Genomic DNA, 21,257 nt, shown 5'->3' on the forward strand with positions numbered 1-21,257 from the left:
TTAAGAAATATTTAATTTTAGTATTGAAATGTTGTATTTAGAACCAAGGTAATACTTAAAAGGTAATTAGTAAACCGTAGTTTCTGTATTTGCGAAGCTGTTCGCATTAATTTGTGAAATTACTTTTAGCTTAAAATTAATCTGCGAAGGTGTTTGATAATTCTTCGGATGCTTCTGGTCGCCTGTTAAGTAATAGGAAATACTTTGTTGAAAAAAGTAAATGAGCAGAGGTGGATAAGGATGTGGCTTTCAGTTTTGATAAACAGGATAACGATAAACTGGAAGCAGCCGATTCCGGTAATCAGTGTTAATCAGGCTGCGATAGCAATTATTATCGGTATTATACCTCTGCTTTTTTTGCCTGAATTACCCCAGAAATGGCAGATGATTGCATTTGTATTATTAGCTTTATTCTGTTTATTTCTGCCATTTTGTATTTGCCGGATGATTTCAATTTCATTGCTGGCATTTTTGGTAGGATGTTGGCAGGGAAATCACTTGCTTGAACAAATAATCTATCTCAGTGAGAGAGGACATATATCGCAGGCTATTGTTGAAAGCTTGTCATTGGGTGATGAGGGAAAAAACAAAGTTCTTCTTCGCCTAATTAAAACGGAGGATAAAATTATTTTTCCGCCGCTGTATGTCTCTGCTTATTGGGATTTTTTCCCTGACTCTTTGTGTGCTGGCCAAAAATGGCAGTTAAAAATGAAATTACGGCCCGTTCATAGTCAGCTAAATCAAGGTGGTTATGATAGTCAGCGTAGAGCATTAGCTGTTCGGCAACCGCTGACAGGGAAAGTGATTCATGCTGAATTAATTGATGAAAAATGTAACTTACGCCAGCAATTGGTCAGTCATATTGCTCCGGCTATCCGTGAGTTAAAACATCGTGGCATTGCAATGGCATTGGCATTCGGTGAACGTCAATGGCTAAACAAGGAGGATAATTTATTATTACAACAAACGGGTACGGCTCATCTTATGGCGATTTCAGGGTTGCATATTACCGTTGCCAGTATGTTTGGTTGGTGGATGGCAAGATTATTGCAGCTCTCTTTTCCTCTTCATTGGATAGGGCACAGATTTCCACTAATCTCTGGCTGGATAGTAGCAATAATGTATGTTTGGCTGTCGGGTTGGGGCATCCCGGCTATCCGCGCCTTACTGGGTTTGACACTTTGGTTGTATTTACGCCACAGAAATATTCTGTGTTTCCCTTGGCAGTGGGCATTATGGACCGCTGCAATTATTCTGTTATTTGATCCTCTGACGGTGCTTTCTGACAGCTTTTGGCTCTCTTTCTTTGCAGTGATGGCGCTGATGTTCTGGTTTTTCTGGGCACCGTTGGGTGAACCATTTCGTTATGGTTGGAAATGGTTATGGCTGCGTGGGTTATATATGCAAATGGGCATGATGTTGATGCTTATTCCTCTCCAACTATTATTGTTTCATGGCGTTAATTTTTCTGCTCTATTTGCTAATTTTTGGGCAGTGCCAATTATCTCTTTTATTACTGTGCCGTTGATCATGCTGGCATTAATCAGCACCTTTTGCCCCTTTATTCACACTTTACTATGGCAATTAGTCGATTATTCTGTAACCTTTTCTTTGATCCCTTTACCCGTTTTGCAGCAGTCATGGAGTGAAACAGGTAGTTTTCCCATCTTGATAACGTTTATTGGCTGGTTTGTCGTTATTGTTTGGCGATTCGCTTGGTGGCAATCATATAAATTGCTGATTGGCATTTCTTTAGGTGTCATGCTCTGTTATTTGAGACGCAATGAAGAATATCTGTGGCGATTTTCTATGCTGGATGTTGGGCATGGGCTTGCTGTTATCATTGAGAAAAATGGCAAGGCGTTGATTTTTGATACCGGTAATCGCTGGGAAACGGGCAGTGTAGCTGAGAGAGTCATCACTCCTTATTTGCGTTGGCACAGATTAACGCCGGAGCAAATTATTATTAGTCATAATCATCTGGACCATACTGGTGGATTGGAATTCTTACAACGGAAATATCCTGATGTTTCTGTCAGAAGTCCGTTAACTGACAATAAACATCTCCCCTGCATACGAGGTGAACAGTGGCAATGGCAAGGATTGAACTTCCGGGTATTATGGCCGCCGGAGAGGGTGGTACAGGCGGGTAATAATGAATCTTGTGTCATTCGTGTAGAAGATGGCAAACATAGTTTGTTGCTGACCGGAGATTTGGAAAAACAGGGGGAATATAAGCTGTTGGGAATAGAAAAAGATAATTTAAGATCGACAATATTGCAGGTTCCGCATCATGGTAGTAATACTTCATCTACCGCCGCCTTTATTCGCAAGGTTGCTCCGCAGTATGCATTTGCTTCTGTTGCACGTTATAGCCCGTGGCGGCTTCCGTCGATTAAGGTGCTGCAACGTTATCGCAAAGCTGGGGTGGAATGGCGTAGTACCGCAGTGTCAGGGCAGATAACAGGTTGTTTTTATGGCGATCATGTTGAGATTACAGGATACAGGCAACAAATTATGTCACGTTGGTATCATCAGTGGTTTGGTATTCGTGGCGATCATGAGTAGAATAACCCGCTATTTCTTTTGGTGTTGGTAACTCAATAATGAATGATAAAGACCTTTCTACCTGGCAGACATTTCGCCGACTATGGCCAATCATTTCTCCGTTTAGGATTGGACTGATAGTTGCTGCGGTTGCACTAATTGTTAATGCTGCCGGTGATACATTGATGCTTTCATTGCTTCAACCTTTACTTGATGAGGGATTCGGCAAAGCAAGCAGTGATGTACTGAAATGGATGCCGCTGATTGTGATTGCTTTGATGGTTATGCGCGGGTTATCCGGGTTTGTATCAAGTTATTGTATCTCTTGGGTTTCCGGTAAAGTAGTGATGCAGATGCGCCGCCGTCTGTTCAGTCATATGATGGGGATGCCGGTATCATTTTTTGATCAGCAATCCACCGGCACGTTGCTTTCTCGTATTACTTACGATTCTGAGCAGGTTGCTTCTTCCTCTTCTAGTGCATTGATTACCGTGGTCAGGGAAGGGGCATCAATTATCGGTCTGTTTATTTTGATGTTCTACTATAGTTGGCAGTTATCTCTGATCTTGATTGTGATTGCGCCGATGGTGTCATGGGTCATTCGCGTCGTATCGAAGCGATTTCGCGATATCAGTAAAAATATGCAAAACAGCATGGGGCAAGTGACTGCCAGCGCTGAACAGATGCTGAAAGGTCACAAAGAAGTGCTGATTTTCGGTGGGCAAAAAGTAGAAACTGAACGCTTTAATAAAGTCAGTAACCATATGCGTCAGCAAGGCATGAAGATGGTTTCGGCTTCATCGATTTCTGATCCAATTATTCAACTGATTGCTTCATTTGCTTTGGCTTTCGTCCTGTATGCAGCAAGTTTCCCAGAGATTATGGATACACTGACAGCGGGTAAAATTACCGTAGTATTCTCATCAATGATTGCGCTGATGCGTCCATTGAAATCTTTGACTAATGTTAACGCGCAATTCCAACGTGGTATGGCGGCCTGTCAGACTCTGTTTACTATTCTGGATATGGAACAGGAAAAAGATGATGGCAAATTGGAGCTTAAGAAAGCGGACGGTAATATTGAGTTCCGCAATGTGACTTTCTGCTACCCGACCAAGGAACAACCCGCGTTACAAGATATTTCTATACGTATTCCTGCGGGAAAAATTGTCGCTTTAGTTGGGCGTTCTGGCTCGGGTAAATCCACCATAGCGAATTTGCTGACCCGTTTTTATGATGTTAACGAAGGCAGTATTCTGCTTGATAGTCATGATTTACGAGAATATACGCTTTCTTCTTTGCGCAACCAGGTCGCTTTGGTATCACAGAATGTACATTTATTTAATGACACAGTAGCAAACAATATCGCTTATGCTCGTGAAAACCAATACAGCCGCGAAGAGATTGAGAGGGCGGCTGAGATGGCTTATGCCATGGATTTTATCAGGAAGTTGGATGACGGCCTGGATACCATGATCGGTGAAAATGGTGTCTTGCTTTCTGGTGGCCAGCGTCAGCGTATTGCTATTGCACGTGCTTTGTTGCGTGATTCTCCGGTACTTATTCTTGATGAAGCAACTTCAGCGCTGGATACTGAATCCGAACGGGCAATACAGGCGGCGCTGGATGAATTGCAGAAGAATAGAACTTCACTGGTGATTGCACATCGTCTGTCAACCATTGAAAAAGCGGATGAGATTCTGGTTATTGAAGACGGGTATATTGTTGAACGAGGTAATCATCTCTCTTTACTGGAGCAAAATGGCGTTTATTCTCAACTACATCGGATGCAATTTGGGCAATGATTGAACGCATATGGTCAGGCCGTTCATGGCTTTATTTGCTGTTATTACCTTTTTCAGCCCTTTATGGGCTGATAAGTGGATTACGGCGGTTGAGTTATAAAATTGGGCTAAGTAAGTCCTGGAAAGCGCCTGTACCTGTTGTGGTTGTGGGTAATTTGACAGCTGGGGGTAATGGCAAAACCCCAGTGGTTATCTGGCTGGTAGAACAGCTACAGCGTAAAGGCTATCGAGTTGGTGTTGTTTCTCGCGGTTATGGTGGTAAAGCGGAAAGTTATCCTTTACTGGTGACTGAAAATATCACAACGATTCAAGCCGGTGATGAACCCGTATTGATTCACCGTCGTACCGGTTCACCTGTAGCGGTTGCTCCAAGACGGGTTGAAGCAGTAAAAGCATTATTGGCAAATACGCCATTGGATATCATCGTTACTGACGATGGTTTACAGCACTATGCTTTACAACGGGATTTTGAAATCGTTGTTATTGATGGTGTGCGCCGCTTTGGTAATAGTTGGTGGCTGCCGGCTGGTCCGATGCGTGAATTATCCGGGCGGTTGAATACGGTCAATGCCATTATTACAAATGGTGGTACATCCCAATCAGGCGAGTTATCCATGACATTAGCTGGTGGGTTGGCGGTGAATATGGTTAGTGGTGAAAAGCGAATGGTGAACCTTATACCTGATGTTGTTGCCATGGCTGGCATTGGGCACCCACCACGGTTTTTTGCTACTTTGCTACAGTTAGGTGCTGACTTACAAAAAGAGTGTGCATTTGCCGATCATCAAATGTACACCGAAGAGCAACTGAGCCATCTGACTGATACAAACCAGAATTTATTGATGACGGAAAAAGACGCAGTTAAGTGTTTTAATTTTGCTCAGCCGAATTGGTGGTATTTACCGGTAGATGCCCAATTACCGCAGGAAAAGGGGCGAGCGATGTTGGATGAAATCTGTTCACTATTACCAGCTAATAAAAAACCTGAGTAAACTTCAAAAACATACAGTGACTGCTGGTTGGGCTTGGGGTTCTGCGACAACCGCATTTTGATAAGGATTTCTAACGTTTCTTGTTAAGTCATTCTTTGTCGATATATACAATTTTAACAGTCGTTCCCAGATTTATTTGATTTTTTGCTATTGTTGAATGATATTAAAATTATCCATTGTGGCTGAGCGGCTGAACAACCGTTTTGTGTCGTTGATTCAGGTTGTATCGTTGATTCAGGCATCCGCAATGTCGGCGGGATACTTGTTTGTACCCAATTTACTCAAGCAAATGCACTACTCGAGTTAAGTGTATTTTAAGTATTGAAATGGAGATGGAGCTTTATTCGAAAGCTTAATAAAGAGTAGTAAACATCAAAACAATAGATCGAATTATTGTGAGATGAACAGAAGGGAAAATTATCATGACATTACAATTACAAATGGGTAAAGTAAAATGGTTTGATGAAAATAAAGGATATGGCTTTATTTCTCCACAGGATGGGGGACAAGACATATTTGTCAGTAGAAAAGCGATTGCTAATACAAAAAATAAGTCACTCACAGAAGGGCAGAATGTAGAATTTTCAATTATTCGCAACGGTTATAGTTTAACCGCAGCAGATGTAATTGCATTCTAGTTCTTTATCCTATGGAGCTATTTTATTGTTATTCTTTAATAAAGAGGGAGCTTGAGCCATGTTTCGGGCAAAAGCAATAGCTCTTTTTGAAGGTACTTTCGGTGAATCCGGAGGGAGAACGAAGTATATTTCTATTCATGTATTACGTTTACTCTCCGGTTTCTCGCAGCCTATGTTCACGATTTATTAACTAGCAGGGGTTTTGCATCCACTGAAGATAGTTTCAAACCTTCCGCAACTTACCTCATTTGAATTCCTGTAGATGATATTGGGAAAAGGATCGAAAGATCAAATAACAAGAGTTAACGGTGATACCGGGCTTATGTTATTCTGAGCCGTATTAAATTGAGGCTCCGTAATTGGAGGATGTATGGATCACCGTTTACTCGAAATTATTGCTTGTCCTGTGTGTAACGGGAAGCTCAGCTACGATAAAGAGAATTTCGAACTCATCTGTAAGTTAGATCGACTCGCATTTCCTGTGCGTGATGGCATTCCAGTCTTGTTAGATCATGAAGCTCGCGAATTACCGTTGGATAAGGGAAGATAAGGAATGTTCACAGTTATTATTCCTGCCCGCTTTGCTTCTACCCGTTTACCCGGTAAACCATTAGCTGATATTCACGGTAAGCCAATGATTGTTCGTGTTATGGAGCGAGCTATGCGCTCCGGGGCTAAACGCGTTATTGTGGCAACGGATAATCACGATGTTGTTGCTGCGGTTATTGCTGCGGGGGGAGAGGCTTGTCTGACCAATGAAAATCATCATTCTGGTACCGAACGGTTAGCTGAGGTTATCGATAAATATCAATTTGCTGATGATGAAATTATCGTTAACGTTCAGGGGGATGAGCCATTAATTCCTGAAGAGATTATTAAACAGGTTGCGGAGAATTTAGCGGGTTGCGACGCGGGAATGGCAACGTTGGCCGTCCAGATTCATCATGCAGAAGAAGCTTTTAACCCCAATGCTGTAAAAGTCGTTATGGATAAACAGGGTTATGCGCTCTATTTCTCCAGGGCGACGATCCCTTGGGAACGTGATCGTTTTATTCGATCGCGGGAAACGATTGGTGATAATTTCCTGCGCCATATTGGTATTTATGCCTATCGTGCAGGTTTTATCCGTCGTTATGTACAATGGGAGCCAAGCCCGTTAGAGCAGATTGAGATGCTGGAACAATTACGAGTACTTTGGTACGGCGAAAAAATTCATGTGGCAACTGCATTGCAAGCACCGGGAGCGGGGGTTGATACGCCAGAGGATTTAGCCGCGGTCAGAAAGGCGTTTACTGAAATCTGATCACTTGTTTGATTAACGAAAGCGCGGCATTTATTGCATATTGCGTTGCGCTTTCGTTTCTCCCAGTTTTTCAGGAAGTGGTTTACGGCTCAGATTGTGGGTTTACCGGTTGAGAATTATCGGTTTTTTGTGAATGTTCTGAATATTTCGACCATTTAATACGTTGCCAAATGGTGCCTAAAATTTCGTACCATGCCCGCTCTGAATGAGACAGATAATAAGAAGATGGTAAGTATTTTTCCCAAGGATGTAACGGTGAAGTGATCGCCAACTGATTTGCTGGGCCGGGAATGGGATTCAGCCCTTGTTGTTGAAAGAATGTTATTGCTCGCTGCATATGGTTAGCGGAGGTGACTAAAATAAAAGAGTGCTTACCAATTAATTTTTCAACTTCATGGGCTTCTTGTTCAGTATCCATGGGTTCTGTTAATGCGATAGTATCCTCGGCGGGTACACCTAGTGATTGTGCTACCATAGCGGCGACTTCAGCGCTGCTTTTAGAATTCGTTCCTTTACCACCGGTAAAAACCATTTTAGAACCGGGGTTCAGGTGATATAAACGAATACCTTCAGTTACTCGTGGCAAACTGTTGCTGAGTAAGTTTGAACTGGGTGCCCAATTTGGGTTATAAGTGAAGCCACCGCCAAGAACCACGATATAATCAACCGGTGGATTGATATCACTGGACTCAGATTGATAACCTTTAGCATAAATTGATTCCAGTGGTAACAGCAGCTTATCGGCAATGGGTTGCAGGCTTAGCAGAAGCAGCGCAAGCCAACTAAATGTGAGAATTGTTTTTCCTGTTTTTTGCCAACGGGTAAACCACAACAGTAATAAGGCAACAAGTGAAATCAGTAATATTAATGATAGAGGCATCAGCATCGCCCCCAAGTACTTTTTGAATAGAAATAGCATTTGTTTGCCTTAATTTGGTTGAATTATAACCATATGGCCCACGGTTTGTAGTCAAAAGTGGTTATGTCAATGAATGCTGTGCCAAAATAGCAGCTAGCATAATGAAATCTCAACAGATAAATCAGATTTATTCCATTAGTGAGGCAGTTTTTCATGCGGGATCGCAATTTCGATGATATTGCAGACAAATTCTCTCGTAATATTTACGGCACAACCAAAGGTAAAATCAGGCAAGCCGTTGTCTGGCAGGATATCAGCGAATTACTGGCTCAATTACCTCAACGTCCATTGCGTATTTTAGATGCAGGTGGCGGTGAGGGTAATATGGCATGCCAATTAGCTGAATTAGGTCATCAAGTGATACTTTGTGATTTATCAGAAGAGATGATCCAGCGAGCAAGGTTGGCCGCGCAAGAAAAAGGGGTCAGCCAAAATATGCGATTTATACAAAGCCCGGTACAGGAAATTAGCCAATATATAGAGCAGCCGGTAGATTTGGTATTATTCCATGCAGTATTGGAATGGATTACCGATCAGAAATATGTAATAAAAGTGTTAACGAATATCATTAATCCTGGTGGTGCGTTGTCTTTAATGTTTTATAACGCTAATGGCTTGGTAATGAGAAATGCTATTTTAGGTAATTTTCATTTGGCGACACCCAATATGCAACGTCGCAGAAAACGTTCACTGTCTCCTCAAAATCCATTGGCGCCTGAACAGGTATATCAATGGCTTGTTGAATTAAATTTGGCAATTATTGGTAAAACGGGTGTACGGGTTTTCCACGATTATTTGCAAAGTCGCCAATTACAGAATGAGAATTTTCCGGCGTTGTTGGAATTAGAACAGCGTTATTGCCGACAGGAACCTTATATCAGTCTGGGGCGCTACATTCATGTTATGGCACGCAAGCCAGCTTTGAAGGAAGAATTATGAGTGAATATTCCCAGACCGTCCCGGAATTGGTGTCCTGGGCTAGAAAAAATGATTTTTCCATTTCATTGCCGGCGGAAAGATTAGCTTTTCTGATGGCAATTGCGGTGCTGAACAGCGAACGCCTGGACGGAGAGATGAGCGAAGGGGAACTGGTTGATGCCTTTCGTGAAGTTTGTAAAGGATTTGAACAGACCACAGAATCGGTTACGGTACGGGCTAACAATGCCATCAATGATATGGTACGCCAGAAACTTCTCAATCGTTTCACCAGTGAATTGGCTGATGGCAATGCAATCTATCGTTTAACGCCGCTTGGTATCGGTATCAGTGACTACTACATCCGTCAGCGGGAATTTTCCACCTTACGTCTTTCGATGCAACTTTCGGTAGTGGCAAGTGAGTTGCATCGGGCAGCAGAGGCGGCAGAGGAAGGGGGAGATGAATTCCACTGGCACCGGAATGTTTTTGCGCCGCTGAAATATTCTGTTGCAGAAATATTCGATAGCATTGATATGTCTCAGCGTGTGATGGATGAGCTGCAAAACTCGGTTAAAGAAGATATCGCGGCGTTGTTGAACCAAGATTGGCAAGCGGCGATTGCCAATTGTGAACAATTGTTATCGGAAACATCCGGTACGTTGCGAGAGCTGCAGGACACACTGGAAGCAGCTGGAGATAAACTCCAGGCCAATTTGCTGCGGATTCAGGATGCGAACATGGGCAGTGGTGGATCAGAGCTGGTTGATAAATTGGTATTTGATCTGCAAAGCAAACTGGATCGTATTATCAATTGGGGTCAGCAGGCGATTGATTTATGGATAGGCTACGATCGCCACGTTCATAAGTTTATCCGTACTGCGATTGATATGGATAAAAACCGTATTTTCTCTCAGCGCTTACGTCAATCAGTTCAACACTATTTTGATAACCCGTGGACCCTCACTGTTGCGAATGCGGAGCGTTTGCTGGATATGCGGGATGAAGAGTTGACGTTATCTAATGAAGAAGTTACCGGTGAATTGCCGTTAGAACTGGAATATGAAGAATTCAGTGAAATAAACGAACAACTGGCAGAAATGATTGAAAAAGCGCTGTTGATATATCAGCAGGAGCAACGTCCACTGGATTTGGGTGCGGTGTTAAGGGATTACCTTGCTCAACATCCGCTTCCTCGCCACTTTGATGTGGCACGTATTTTGGTGGATCAGGCTGTACGGTTGGGTATAGCAGAAGCGGATTTCTCTGGGTTGCCAGCGGAATGGTTAGCGATTAATGATTACGGAGCCAAGGTGCAGGCACATGTCATCGACACATATTGAACAATTTATGCCGGTTAAACTGGCACAGGCGTTAGCCAATTCACTTTTCCCGGAACTGGACAGCCAGCTTCGTGCGGGTCGTCATATTGGGATGGATGATCTTGATAATCACGCTTTTCTGATGGATTTTCAGGAGCAATTGGAAGAGTTTTACGCCCGCTATAATGTGGAGTTGATCCGTGCACCAGAAGGTTTCTTCTATCTGCGGCCCCGTTCAACGACCTTGATCCCGCGCTCGGTATTATCAGAGCTGGATATGATGGTGGGAAAAATCCTCTGTTATCTCTATCTCAGCCCGGAACGTCTGGCTAATCAGGGGATTTTTACTTCTCAGGAGTTGTATGAAGAGCTGATCTCGCTGGCTGATGAGGGCAAACTGATGAAGTTTGTCAACCAGCGTTCCTCTGGTTCCGACTTGGATAAACAGAAGTTGCAGGAAAAAGTGCGTACTGCGCTTAATCGCCTGCGTCGTTTGGGAATGGTCTATTTCCTGCCAAATGACAATAGCAAATTTACCATCACTGAGGCGGTATTCCGTTTTGGTGCAGATGTACGCAGTGGCGACGATCCTCGTGAAGTACAACTGAGGATGATCCGTGATGGTGAGGCAATGCCGGTTGAAGGCAGCCTGTCGCTTAATGATAGTGAAAATGATGAAACACCGGATAGCTCAGCAGAGGGCGCGGGAGATGAACAACCATGATTGAACGCGGTAAATTTCGTTCGCTGACGCTGGTTAACTGGAATGGTTTTTTTGCCAGAACTTTTGATCTTGATGAATTAGTAACAACCTTATCAGGCGGTAATGGTGCGGGTAAATCTACCACTATGGCGGCTTTTGTCACCGCACTGATTCCTGATTTAACGTTGCTCCATTTCCGTAACACGACTGAAGCTGGTGCAACTTCCGGTTCCCGTGATAAGGGATTGCATGGCAAGTTGCGCGCTGGGGTCTGTTATTCAACTCTGGATGTGATTAATTCTCGTCATCAACGGGTAATTGTTGGTGTGAGGCTGCAACAGGTTGCCGGTCGTGACCGTAAAGTTGATATCAAATCCTTTATGATCCAAGGATTACCAACCGCTATCCAGCCTACACAGTTGCTGACTGAAAATGTTGGCGAAAGACAGGCGCGTGTATTGCCGCTTAATGAACTGAAAGATCGCCTTGATGAGATGGAGGGCGTGCAGTTCAAGCAATTTAACTCCATCACGGATTATCACGCCTTGATGTTTGATTTGGGTGTAATACCCAAACGCCTGCGTTCAGCCGGTGATCGCAGTAAGTTTTATCGTCTGATCGAAGCTTCTCTGTACGGGGGGATTTCCAGTGCTATTACCCGCTCACTGCGTGATTACCTGTTGCCGGAAAACAGCGGTGTTCGGAAGGCATTTCAGGATATGGAAGCGGCGTTGCGTGAAAACCGTATAACGCTGGAAGCGATTCGAGTCACACAATCTGATCGCGATCTGTTTAAGCACTTGATCACCGAAGCAACGGCTTACGTGTCAGCTGACTATATGCGCCATGCCAATGAGCGGCGTACTTATCTGGATCAAGCACTGGCATTGCGGGGTGAACTATTTGGTAGCCACAGACAACTAGCTACCGAGCAATATCGCCATGTTGAAATGGCGCGGGAGTTGGCTGAACAAAATAGTGCCTCCTCTGATTTAGAAACGGATTATCAGGCTGCCAGTGATCATCTGAATCTGGTGCAGACAGCCATGCGCCAGCAGGAAAAAATCGACCGTTATCAGGTAGATTTGGAAGAACTTTCCTACCGTCTGGAAGAACAGACAGAAGTTGTTGAAGACGCCGGAGAGCTTCAGGCTGAATATGAAGCCAGAGCAGAAGCAGCAGAGCAGGAAGTTGATGAGCTGAAAAGCCAGTTGGCTGATTATCAGCAAGCACTGGATGTTCAGCAAACCCGCGCTATTCAGTATCAACAGGCGTTACAAGCGCTGGAACGTGCTCGTGAACTTTGCCAGCTACCGGATCTTACCGCCGATAATGCAGAAACATGGCTGGAAACTTTTCAGGATAAAGAGCAGCAGGCAACAGAAGCTCTGTTGATGTTGGAACAGAAATTAAGTGTTGCTGATGCGGCTCATAACCAGTTTGAACAGGCATATCAACTAGTAAAAGGTATGGTTGGCGAAATCAACCGCAGTGAGGCCTGGCTGAACGCCCGGGAATTGCTGCGTGATTGGCCATCACAGCGACATCTGGCGGATCGTGTTCAGCCGTTACGCATGCAGTTGGCTGAACTGGAGCAGCGCTTGAACAACCAACAAAATGCGGAACATTTATTAAGCGAATTTTGTAAACGTCAGGGGCAGCAATATCAGGCTGAAGATCTGGAAGGATTACAAAATGAACTTGAAGCTCGGCAGGAAGCGTTAAGTTTAAGTGTCAATGAAAGCGGTGAGCGTCGCATGGAGATGCGACAGGCGCTTGAACAACTGAAACAGAAAATCCAGTCATTGACTGCCCGTGCCCCGGTTTGGCTGGCTGCGCAGGATACCCTGAACCAACTGTGTGAACAGAGTGGTGAAACGCTGACGAGCAGCAGTGACGTGACGGAATATATGCAGCAGTTGCTTGAACGGGAACGTGAGACAACGGTAGAACGTGATGAAGTCGCTGCACAAAAACGTGAGTTGGAAAAGCAGATTGAGCGCCTCAGTCAGCCGAGTGGTGCGGAAGACAGCAGGATGATCGCCTTGGCAGAACGTTTCGGCGGGGTTTTGCTGTCAGAAATTTATGACGATATCACCATTGATGACGCACCTTATTTCTCGGCCCTGTATGGGCCTGCGCGTCATGGCATTGTGGTGCCCGATCTCTCTTTAGTGCGCCCACAGCTTGAAGCGCTGGAAGATTGCCCTGAAGATCTCTATCTTATTGAAGGTGATCCGCAATCCTTTGATGACAGCGTATTTAATGCGGAAGAACAAGCCAATGCGGTATTGGTGAAATCCTCTGATCGTCAATGGCGTTATTCTCGTTACCCTGAATTGCCGCTATTTGGTCGTGCTGCCAGAGAAAATCGTTTAGAAGTCTTGAATCTGGAGCGCGATACTTTGGCGGAACGCTATGCCACGCTCTCTTTTGATGTACAGAAAATTCAGCGTGCTCACCAGACGTTTAGTCAGTTTGTGGGTAAACATCTGTCTGTGGCATTTGATACCGATCCAGAAGCAGAAATCCGTGAACTGAGGCAGCGTCACACGGAACTGGAACGTGAACTGTCCCGGTTTGAGGAACAAACCCAACAGCAGCGCCAGCAATATACTCAGGCTAAAGAGAGCCTGACCGTATTAAATCGCCTGATCCCTCAGGTTACGCTCTTGCTGGATGAAACTTTGATCGATCGCGTTGAGGAAGTACGCGAAGAGATGGACGAAGCACAGGAAGCGTTCCGTTTCCTGCAACAGCATGGTTCGGCGTTGGCAAAATTGGAACCGATGGTGGCTGTTCTGCAAAGCGATCCACAGCAACATGAACAGTTGCAACGGAACTATGAAATCGCCAGACATAGCCAGCATCAGGCTAAACAACAGGCATTTGCGTTGGTGGAAGTGGTACAGCGTCGTGCGCATTTTAGCTACAGTGATTCTGCCGGTATGCTCAACGAAAATGCGGATTTAAATGACAAACTGCGTCAGCGTCTGGAGCATGCAGAATCGGATCGCAGCCGCGCCCGCGAACAACTGCGTCAACAGCAAGCGCAGTATTCCCAATTTAACCAAGTGCTGGCATCTCTAAAAAGTTCTTACGAAACCAAACAAGATATGTTGAAAGAGCTGGAACAGGAGATGAAAGATATTGGTGTTCAAGCGGATACCAATGCTGAAATGCGTGCCCGTGAGCACCGTGATCGGCTCCATGAAGCGCTCAGCACTAACCGTTCCAGAGTCAATCAGCTTGAGAAGCAGATCGCTTTTTGTGAAGCAGAGATGGAAAGCTTGCAGAAGAAACTGCGGAAACTGGAGCGCGATTATCATCAAATCCGCGAACATGTGGTTGCGGCTAAAGCGGGTTGGTGCGCAGTGATGCGCATGGTGAAAGACAATGGCGTTGAACGTCGCTTGCATCGTCGTGAATTGGCGTATATGGAAGGTGGCGCGTTACGTTCCATGTCGGATAAGGCGTTGGGGGCATTGCGTCTGGCGGTGGCTGATAATGAACATCTACGTGATGCGCTGCGTTTATCCGAAGATCCAAAACGTCCAGAGCGTAAAATTCAATTCTTCATTGCGGTTTATCAGCATCTGCGTGAACGTATTCGTCAGGATATTATCCGCACTGACGATCCGGTTGATGCGATTGAACAGATGGAAATTGAGCTGGCTCGTTTGACGGAAGAATTGACAGCCCGTGAACAAAAGTTAGCCATTAGTTCGAAGAGCGTGGCGAATATTATCCGCAAAACCATTCAGCGTGAGCAGAACCGTATTCGTATGCTGAACCAAGGGTTACAAGCGGTCTCCTTTGGACAAGTCCGTGGTGTGCGGTTGAATGTCAATGTACGTGAAAGCCACGCGCTATTGCTGGATGTGCTTTCTGAACAGCAGGAGCAACATCAAGATCTCTTTAACAGCCAGCGATTAACCTTCTCGGAAGCAATGGCAAAACTTTATCAGCGCCTGAATCCACAAGTGGATATCGGGCAACGTTTGCCGCAAACCGTCGGTGAAGAGCTGCTGGATTATCGTAACTACTTGGAATTGGACGTTGAAGTTAACCGTGGATCTGATGGCTGGTTAAAAGCAGAGAGTGGGGCGTTATCGACCGGTGAAGCGATTGGGACCGGCATGTCGATTCTGGTGATGGTGGTGCAGAGTTGGGAAGAGGAATCCCGCCGTTTGCGTGGTAAAGATATTTCCCCTTGCCGGTTGCTATTCCTCGATGAAGCGGCGCGTCTGGATGCTAAATCTATCGCCACCTTATTTGAATTATGCGAACGCCTACAAATGCAGTTAATTATCGCCGCGCCCGAAAATATCAGCCCTGAAAAAGGGACCACCTATAAATTGGTGCGTAAAGTATTTAACAACCACGAACATGTTCATGTGGTTGGGCTGCGAGGATTTGGGCAGGATGTGCCGGCAACTCAATTGATTCCAGATGCTACTGCTTAATTACATGGATGATTTGCGATAGCCATAAAAATAAAGAAAATGCGCCATGGATGGCGCAACAGATTATTGACAAAGTACTGTTTTTTTATCCGGTACTCTATTTTAATTCAGCTCCTTTCACTAAACGGGGCTTGCCACCATGTTAAGAACACCCCTTTCCAGACTTTCCCGTCAGAAACGTTCTCGTTTGACGAGCTGGTTTCTAAAAATCATTTGGTCCGTCAAGTCGATGCCGCCATTGATTTCGAATTTATTTATCCGCGAATTAGTTGCTCCATTGTATTGCCACAATAATAATGCTCTGGTGGGGAATTAAACCGGGTTAATGAGGAAAATGGATGGCGCAATAGATATTTAGCTTGAGATTTTACAGTTTATTTTCTGCTTATCAGATTAGATATTATTGATACGAGAAAAGGACATATTATGCGGAAAACAACATATAGCGTTGCAAAGGCAAATCTTGTTTCAATTATGGATCAGGCTATTCAGGATGGTGTACCTATATTGATCACCAGACAAAACGGTGGTGATTGTGTGATTATTTCAAGTGCAGAATATGTAAGCCTTGAAGAAACAGCCTATTTGTTACGTTCATCCGCTAATGCAAAACATTTACTTAAATCATTAGAGCGGGTAAGTAGCGGAAATGTGCAGGAAAGGTAACTAACCTGAACTTAGCTTAAGAAGGAAATTAAAGTATCTGAGATACGATCAAAGTTTTTGTCAAAGAAAATTCAAGGCATCTCAGTCCGCTTGGTTTCTTGCTTAATATTCCTTCAATATAAAAGAAAGTATGCTACCATTTACCGATGAAGAGAAAAAATACACCAACGCCACATGACGCTGTTTTTAAACAGTTTTTAAGTCATATTGATATTGCCAGAGACTTTTTGGAGATCCATTTACCTGCGACATTACGGGCAGTTTGTGATCTGGATACACTGCGGTTGGAATCAGGGTCGTTTATTGAGGATAATCTGCGTGCGCATTATTCCGACATTTTGTATTCATTGAAAACGGCGCAGGGTGACGGATACGTATATTGCGTGATTGAGCATCAGAGTTCCCCGGACAAGATGATGGCATTCCGGCTGATGCGCTACGGTATTTCCGCAATGCAGCGGCATCTGGAGCAGGGACATGAAAAATTGCCGCTGGTCATTCCGGTTTTGTTCTATCACGGGAAAATACAGCCGTATCCCTGGAGTACCAATTGGCTCGACTGCTTCGATGCTCCGGCCCTGGCGAAGGAAATCTATTCCGACGCATTCCCGCTGGTGGATGTGACGGTAATCCCGGACGATAAAATTCTAACGCACAAACGGGTTGCGCTACTGGAAATAGTGCAAAAGCATATCCGGCAGCGAGATATGGCGGAGTTACTGCAAGAACTGATTATGCTGCTGACGTATGATTACTATACGGATGAACAGCTAAAAAGCGTGCTAAACTACTTATTACAGGTGGGAGATACCGCCGATCCAGAGGGTTTTATCCGGCGACTGGCAGAACAGTCCCCGAAGTATGAGGAGGTACTGATGACAATAGCGCAGAAACTGGAGCAGAAAGGGCGTCAGGAAGGGCGTCGGGAAGGGCGTCAGGAAGGGCGTCAGGAAGGGCGTCAGGAAGGGCGTCAGGAAGGGCGCCAAGAGGCAACTCTAAAAATCGCGCATGCATTGCTGAACAGCGGAATCGATCGTGAAACGGTGATGAAAGCCACCGGGTTGAGCCAAAACGAACTTGAGCAAATACGCCACTAACTCGTATTGAGAGTTCTTAATCAGCATTCAACGATTCGTGTTAAAAGAGGATCTTACGGCGACGGGCAGAACAGTCCCCGAAGTATGAAGAGGTACTGATGACAATAGCGCAGAAACTGGAGCTGAAAGGACGCCTGGAGGGACGTTAGGAAGGATTGCAAGAAGACCGATGATTGAGTCAATGCACGAAACGCATAGAAGCGGCACATTTACATTCCAAGCGATAAGACCGAGTCTGAATTTACGTGCTTCTGAAATCTCTGTTCTTAAGCAGAACTGAGGTTAATTAAATAAGCGTTTTGTGGGTAAATTCTGGCAAGATTATCTTTACTGGCAACAAAATGATAAAAGAGGCTCGTTAAGCGGATTAATGAGCTTTTTAAAGATATAGAAAGAACGCCATTTCGAGGTATTGGTAAACCTGAGCCATTGAAACATAATCTCACAGGTTATTGGTCACGTCGTATTACCGATAAACATAGGCTAATCTATAAAGAGGAAGGTTGATCGATTGATTATTCTTTCTTGCTGGTATCATTATTCGTGGGGTAGTACTTCATATTTCTTGTTTGAAATTATTTGTAAATTTTTAAGAGTAAATAAAATCAGGATAATCCGCCAAATACTACTATTTATTCTATTTATTTTACGGTAGTCATATGAGTAGGAAAAAATGCACCCCGGAGGGCGCAATCATTATCTTAAACTAAGTGTTTTTATTTAAATATTTTTGTTACGGAATAATATCGATTTTATTAATTGATAGTGACATTTATCTAAGTATTTTTAGTTTATGTCAAAGGCCAATTTAAGAACACCACGCTATCATTGTAATGATTATTGGTACCATTTTCAGCGCTGATAATAGCTGTTCCCGGATTTCCATCAAATATATTATCGAAATAACGAAGTTTGCATGGTTTGCCATCTCCTGCAATCTCAATACAGATTTTGCCTGTACCTGATGTGTAGGCTTTAGTTGCCATGAGATTATTTTGTCCTTTACTGGTACTGGTTAATGTATCTACCAGAAGATCGTCAATATATACTTTTACAGTTTGCGGTTTATCTGTATTAGCGTAGGCTATCAGGCCGAATCTAATACTTTGAGGTAACTGGAAACAATATTTACCCGTATCATTAGTACCACATGTTCCATTACAGACTTTACTATTGCCTCCATTATTATCTCGGTGACTGCCTAATAAATCGGTATCGACCGATACTGCCGCTTGAACATTTTTGAAGACTAATCCTCTCCAACCATTATTATCGTTGGAGATGATGATTGGCCCGGCATCAAGTGCATTCAAATTTGGGTCGAACCGAATAAAAGAATCACCTTTGAAAAAATAAATAAAATTTCCATCGATATCTGGCCATAAAATAATAGCATCCAGATTGCGACTAAATGCTGCATATTTCCCGGTCATTCCCCACCGATCTGAAATAGTGCTGGTCTTAATTGTGTGTAAATCGATAGTGTAATCTACACAATGTTCACCTTTGAAGAAACAGACGGTGTTTGTAGTCAATTCTATGGCTGCATCTATTCCATTTTCCAGTTCTGTTCCTTTTAATCCAGGCCACCCATCTATAATGAAGTTCGGTCCATCAACGACCTGTGCTTTCGCGATATCGAATTTAAGATATAGTGAACCTTTAAAAAAATATAAAAAACCATTTAAATTAATAACATCGTCAATATATCTTTGAAACCCGGCAGGCAGATTGGGCCAATCTTTACTGATGGGTTGGGGGTAACCAATGTATGTATTTAAATATTGATTATTGAACTTAATGTTTTCTTCATTCAGGAAGAAATAACTAGATATATTCATTGTTATGTATCCTTTGTAGTTAGAAAGTAATATACCCTTCATCCTTCAAGTTGCTGCTTTGTTGGCTGCTTTCACTCACCCCAGTCACATCGTTATCTATGCTCCTGGGGATTCGTTCACTTGCCGCCGCGCTGCAACTCGAAATTTATTGGGTATAGAATGTGACTCTGATAATCGCAGTTTAATAATATTGATAACCTTAGTATCTCTTATTGGCAGGTTTTTTTATTTATTTTTCAGACTATTCAGTTTTAAACGTGACAAATAAAGGGTAATTAATGAGGTGTTTTTATTGATGGGGATAAATGGATTGGTTTTATTTCTATGTTTATCGTTTTGCCGATAAGTTAAATGTATAAAATAAAGTTAAACAATAATGCATGGATGTTTTAGCAAGGAGAATAATTAGGAGTTGGCCTGATCATTCTCCTAAGTTTTTATACCCTTCATCCTTCAAGTTGCTGCTTTGTTGGCTGCTTTCACTCACCCCAGTCACATAGTTAGCTATGCTCCCGGGGATTCGCTCCCTGGCCGTCGCGCTGCATCTTGAAATCCATAGGGTATATATGATGCGATCATTTCTCTGAACCGCTATAATTCCATTCCACTCCTATTTTTAGGCGTATATTTTTGCCATAATTCTGGGTCTTTATCCCATGGTGCAATGGTTTCTTTACCATTCTCATAGAAATGAATTCTTCCGGCTAATCTTGCTCTATTTCGGTAAGCATAACGTAGTTCGGAAGCGGTAATTGATTCACCGGGTCCGGCTTTTAAAGGAGCAGGACCTTTTGTTTTATTAACAACATCTTCAATTTTCAGGCCATCGAGAATAAAATGGATCTTTGTTCGCTGATTACTTGCCGCTATTTCTATACCCAATTTACTTCCTCTTTTCCAGAGTAATCTGGGAGCAGAATTTCCTCCTATATGCCATGCATGATAATAATCAGAATTATATTGACTGGCTGTTTCTTTAAATATCTCTGCAATATTAAATTTTTTATTTCTAATCCCTGCTTCAAAATAATCATTCCATAATGGATATTTTTCTATTTTTTTGGGTGAAATATTTTCCCGTAAATTATCCTTGACCTTAATATCTTTTGCATATTTCTCGGGGTTTTTCATAAGATTTTCTAGTCTATTTTTTCTGAAATTATATATGAAATTCAATAGTCTATTGGTAGAGATTTTATTTGCATTATTGTTCAATATAACCCTCGATATTTCATCGTTATAAACATCTATGATCATTGCAGCATTTTCTGGATTATTCGGATCAAATTTGGGATTGGCTTCTTTTATATATTTTCCTCTTTCAGGAGCAAGACCATAAAACAGATCGCCATGACCTTTATTATAATTATCTTTCGGGAATCTATGTCTGCTGTTTTCTCTGTTTGTCACCTCGGGATCAATAGGATTTGCCGATGAGAATGAGTGCCTTTTTTGTCTGTCGTTTATACTATATTCGTGTACCATAATTATCACCTATTAGTTTCGAGTAGGAAGTATATGAAGTATATTGTGAATAGATAATATATTAACAGTCTATATTTAATTCAATAGCTTTAAGCTATGATATAAGATCGAATATTTTTATATTATTATTTAACTGGTTGTATTTGATAATAAAATTATAAAAATAGATTCTTAATTAAAATACATTTTCAGACTTATCTTATTTTTTCACAAATTTCTTTTGGTACAGTAAAAATATGACTAATCAGAAAAATAATAAAATAGATGGATTTTAAAGAGAATTTATTGTTGGAAGTAGTGAAATAGAGTGCCGCATTGCTATGTCTCAGATATGCTTTTTTGCTTCACTCATTAGAGTAGATAAATAGCGGGAACTTTCAGGAAAGATAATAAGATAAATAAGCGTTTTCTCTAACGAATTCCGGCGGGATTATTTTTACTGGCAACAGAATGATAAGAAGCGCGTTAATCCATTTAACACGCTTCTTAAATATCTATAAAGTGGAAGGTGATCGATGAGTTATTCTTTATTTGTCGATATTATTATTAACAAAGCAG

General features: G+C 42.8%; 16 protein-coding genes and 1 pseudogene. 14 read left to right on the forward strand and 3 right to left on the reverse strand.

The window, feature by feature from the left end; genetic code table 11:
* Positions 1-240 precede the first annotated feature (240 nt).
* The 6 genes from BDD30_RS16825 (at position 241) to kdsB (ending at position 7,285) form a co-directional block, all read left to right on the forward strand.
* The gene (locus BDD30_RS16825) at positions 241-2,568 is read left to right on the forward strand and encodes a ComEC family protein (RefSeq protein ID WP_121302741.1); all 2,328 of its coding nucleotides are present in this window, start codon (positions 241-243) and stop codon (positions 2,566-2,568) included.
* 35 nt (positions 2,569-2,603) lie between these two features.
* On the forward strand, positions 2,604-4,352 hold the full coding sequence (msbA, locus tag BDD30_RS16830) for a lipid A ABC transporter ATP-binding protein/permease MsbA (protein WP_041382084.1): 1,749 nt from the start codon (positions 2,604-2,606) through the stop codon (positions 4,350-4,352).
* Positions 4,349-5,344 carry a tetraacyldisaccharide 4'-kinase gene (gene lpxK / locus BDD30_RS16835; RefSeq protein ID WP_015834950.1) on the forward strand — a complete coding sequence of 332 codons (996 nt, stop codon included), beginning with the start codon at positions 4,349-4,351 and terminating at the stop codon, positions 5,342-5,344. The genes msbA and lpxK overlap by 4 nt, the downstream gene beginning before the upstream one ends.
* 422 nt (positions 5,345-5,766) lie before the next feature.
* On the forward strand, positions 5,767-5,982 hold the full coding sequence (locus tag BDD30_RS16840) for a cold-shock protein (RefSeq protein ID WP_041382082.1): 216 nt from the start codon (positions 5,767-5,769) through the stop codon (positions 5,980-5,982).
* Between the two features lie 370 nt (positions 5,983-6,352).
* Positions 6,353-6,532, forward strand: coding sequence for a Trm112 family protein (locus tag BDD30_RS16845; protein WP_015834949.1), 180 nt, complete (start codon positions 6,353-6,355; stop codon positions 6,530-6,532).
* A gap of 3 nt (positions 6,533-6,535) precedes the next feature.
* On the forward strand, positions 6,536-7,285 hold the full coding sequence (kdsB, locus tag BDD30_RS16850; RefSeq protein ID WP_015834948.1) for a 3-deoxy-manno-octulosonate cytidylyltransferase: 750 nt from the start codon (positions 6,536-6,538) through the stop codon (positions 7,283-7,285).
* A gap of 82 nt (positions 7,286-7,367) precedes the next feature.
* Here kdsB and elyC read toward each other — a convergent pair whose 3' ends face one another.
* The gene (elyC, locus tag BDD30_RS16855) at positions 7,368-8,204 is read right to left on the reverse strand and encodes an envelope biogenesis factor ElyC (protein ID WP_015834947.1); all 837 of its coding nucleotides are present in this window, start codon (positions 8,202-8,204) and stop codon (positions 7,368-7,370) included.
* Positions 8,205-8,357: 153 nt separating this feature from the next.
* Between elyC and cmoM the strand changes: the two genes are divergently transcribed.
* From cmoM to BDD30_RS23930, 8 genes and pseudogenes are all read left to right on the forward strand, one after another.
* Positions 8,358-9,143: a tRNA uridine 5-oxyacetic acid(34) methyltransferase CmoM gene (gene cmoM, locus BDD30_RS16860; protein ID WP_041382079.1), complete on the forward strand. Its 786-nt coding sequence runs from the start codon at positions 8,358-8,360 to the stop codon at positions 9,141-9,143.
* Complete coding sequence (gene mukF, locus BDD30_RS16865; RefSeq protein ID WP_015834945.1) at positions 9,140-10,462, forward strand: chromosome partition protein MukF; 1,323 nt, start codon at positions 9,140-9,142, stop codon at positions 10,460-10,462. Before cmoM ends, mukF begins: the two co-directional genes overlap by 4 nt.
* Complete coding sequence (gene mukE, locus BDD30_RS16870) at positions 10,443-11,165, forward strand: chromosome partition protein MukE (RefSeq protein ID WP_041382077.1); 723 nt, start codon at positions 10,443-10,445, stop codon at positions 11,163-11,165. Before mukF ends, mukE begins: the two co-directional genes overlap by 20 nt.
* Positions 11,162-15,610, forward strand: coding sequence for a chromosome partition protein MukB (gene mukB / locus BDD30_RS16875; RefSeq protein ID WP_015834943.1), 4,449 nt, complete (start codon positions 11,162-11,164; stop codon positions 15,608-15,610). The genes mukE and mukB overlap by 4 nt, the downstream gene beginning before the upstream one ends.
* A 139-nt stretch (positions 15,611-15,749) precedes the next feature.
* The gene (locus tag BDD30_RS16880) at positions 15,750-15,926 is read left to right on the forward strand and encodes a hypothetical protein (protein WP_387794786.1); all 177 of its coding nucleotides are present in this window, start codon (positions 15,750-15,752) and stop codon (positions 15,924-15,926) included.
* Between the two features lie 110 nt (positions 15,927-16,036).
* Complete coding sequence (locus BDD30_RS16885; RefSeq protein ID WP_015834942.1) at positions 16,037-16,276, forward strand: type II toxin-antitoxin system prevent-host-death family antitoxin; 240 nt, start codon at positions 16,037-16,039, stop codon at positions 16,274-16,276.
* 146 nt (positions 16,277-16,422) lie between these two features.
* Positions 16,423-17,373: an Rpn family recombination-promoting nuclease/putative transposase gene (locus tag BDD30_RS16890; protein WP_015834941.1), complete on the forward strand. Its 951-nt coding sequence runs from the start codon at positions 16,423-16,425 to the stop codon at positions 17,371-17,373.
* Positions 17,374-17,674: 301 nt separating this feature from the next.
* Positions 17,675-17,914, forward strand: a pseudogene (locus BDD30_RS23930) (Txe/YoeB family addiction module toxin); the annotation flags it as partial.
* A gap of 250 nt (positions 17,915-18,164) precedes the next feature.
* Here the strand turns inward: BDD30_RS23930 and BDD30_RS16905 are convergent.
* Positions 18,165-19,214: a fucose-binding lectin II gene (locus tag BDD30_RS16905; RefSeq protein WP_041382075.1), complete on the reverse strand. Its 1,050-nt coding sequence runs from the start codon at positions 19,212-19,214 to the stop codon at positions 18,165-18,167.
* Between the two features lie 591 nt (positions 19,215-19,805).
* The gene (locus BDD30_RS16915; protein ID WP_041382073.1) at positions 19,806-20,699 is read right to left on the reverse strand and encodes a hypothetical protein; all 894 of its coding nucleotides are present in this window, start codon (positions 20,697-20,699) and stop codon (positions 19,806-19,808) included.
* Positions 20,700-21,257 lie beyond the last annotated feature (558 nt).

It is taken from the genome of Photorhabdus asymbiotica (assembly GCF_003634575.1).
Classification (GTDB): Bacteria; Pseudomonadota; Gammaproteobacteria; order Enterobacterales; family Enterobacteriaceae; genus Photorhabdus; species Photorhabdus asymbiotica.

Excerpts from the sequence above, each read along its gene's own strand:
- BDD30_RS16825 (WP_121302741.1), top strand. The coding sequence starts at position 241 with ATGTGGCTTTCAGTTTTGATAAACAGGATAACGATAAACTGGAAGCAG.
- lpxK (WP_015834950.1), top strand. The coding sequence starts at position 4,349 with ATGATTGAACGCATATGGTCAGGCCGTTCATGGCTTTATTTGCTGTTA.
- BDD30_RS16840 (WP_041382082.1), top strand. The coding sequence starts at position 5,767 with ATGACATTACAATTACAAATGGGTAAAGTAAAATGGTTTGATGAAAAT.
- BDD30_RS16845 (WP_015834949.1), top strand. The coding sequence starts at position 6,353 with ATGGATCACCGTTTACTCGAAATTATTGCTTGTCCTGTGTGTAACGGG.
- kdsB (WP_015834948.1), top strand. The coding sequence starts at position 6,536 with ATGTTCACAGTTATTATTCCTGCCCGCTTTGCTTCTACCCGTTTACCC.
- elyC (WP_015834947.1), bottom strand. The coding sequence starts at position 8,204 with ATGCTATTTCTATTCAAAAAGTACTTGGGGGCGATGCTGATGCCTCTA.
- cmoM (WP_041382079.1), top strand. The coding sequence starts at position 8,358 with ATGCGGGATCGCAATTTCGATGATATTGCAGACAAATTCTCTCGTAAT.
- mukF (WP_015834945.1), top strand. The coding sequence starts at position 9,140 with ATGAGTGAATATTCCCAGACCGTCCCGGAATTGGTGTCCTGGGCTAGA.
- mukE (WP_041382077.1), top strand. The coding sequence starts at position 10,443 with ATGTCATCGACACATATTGAACAATTTATGCCGGTTAAACTGGCACAG.
- mukB (WP_015834943.1), top strand. The coding sequence starts at position 11,162 with ATGATTGAACGCGGTAAATTTCGTTCGCTGACGCTGGTTAACTGGAAT.
- BDD30_RS16880 (WP_387794786.1), top strand. The coding sequence starts at position 15,750 with ATGTTAAGAACACCCCTTTCCAGACTTTCCCGTCAGAAACGTTCTCGT.
- BDD30_RS16885 (WP_015834942.1), top strand. The coding sequence starts at position 16,037 with ATGCGGAAAACAACATATAGCGTTGCAAAGGCAAATCTTGTTTCAATT.
- BDD30_RS16890 (WP_015834941.1), top strand. The coding sequence starts at position 16,423 with ATGAAGAGAAAAAATACACCAACGCCACATGACGCTGTTTTTAAACAG.
- BDD30_RS16905 (WP_041382075.1), bottom strand. The coding sequence starts at position 19,214 with ATGAATATATCTAGTTATTTCTTCCTGAATGAAGAAAACATTAAGTTC.
- BDD30_RS16915 (WP_041382073.1), bottom strand. The coding sequence starts at position 20,699 with ATGGTACACGAATATAGTATAAACGACAGACAAAAAAGGCACTCATTC.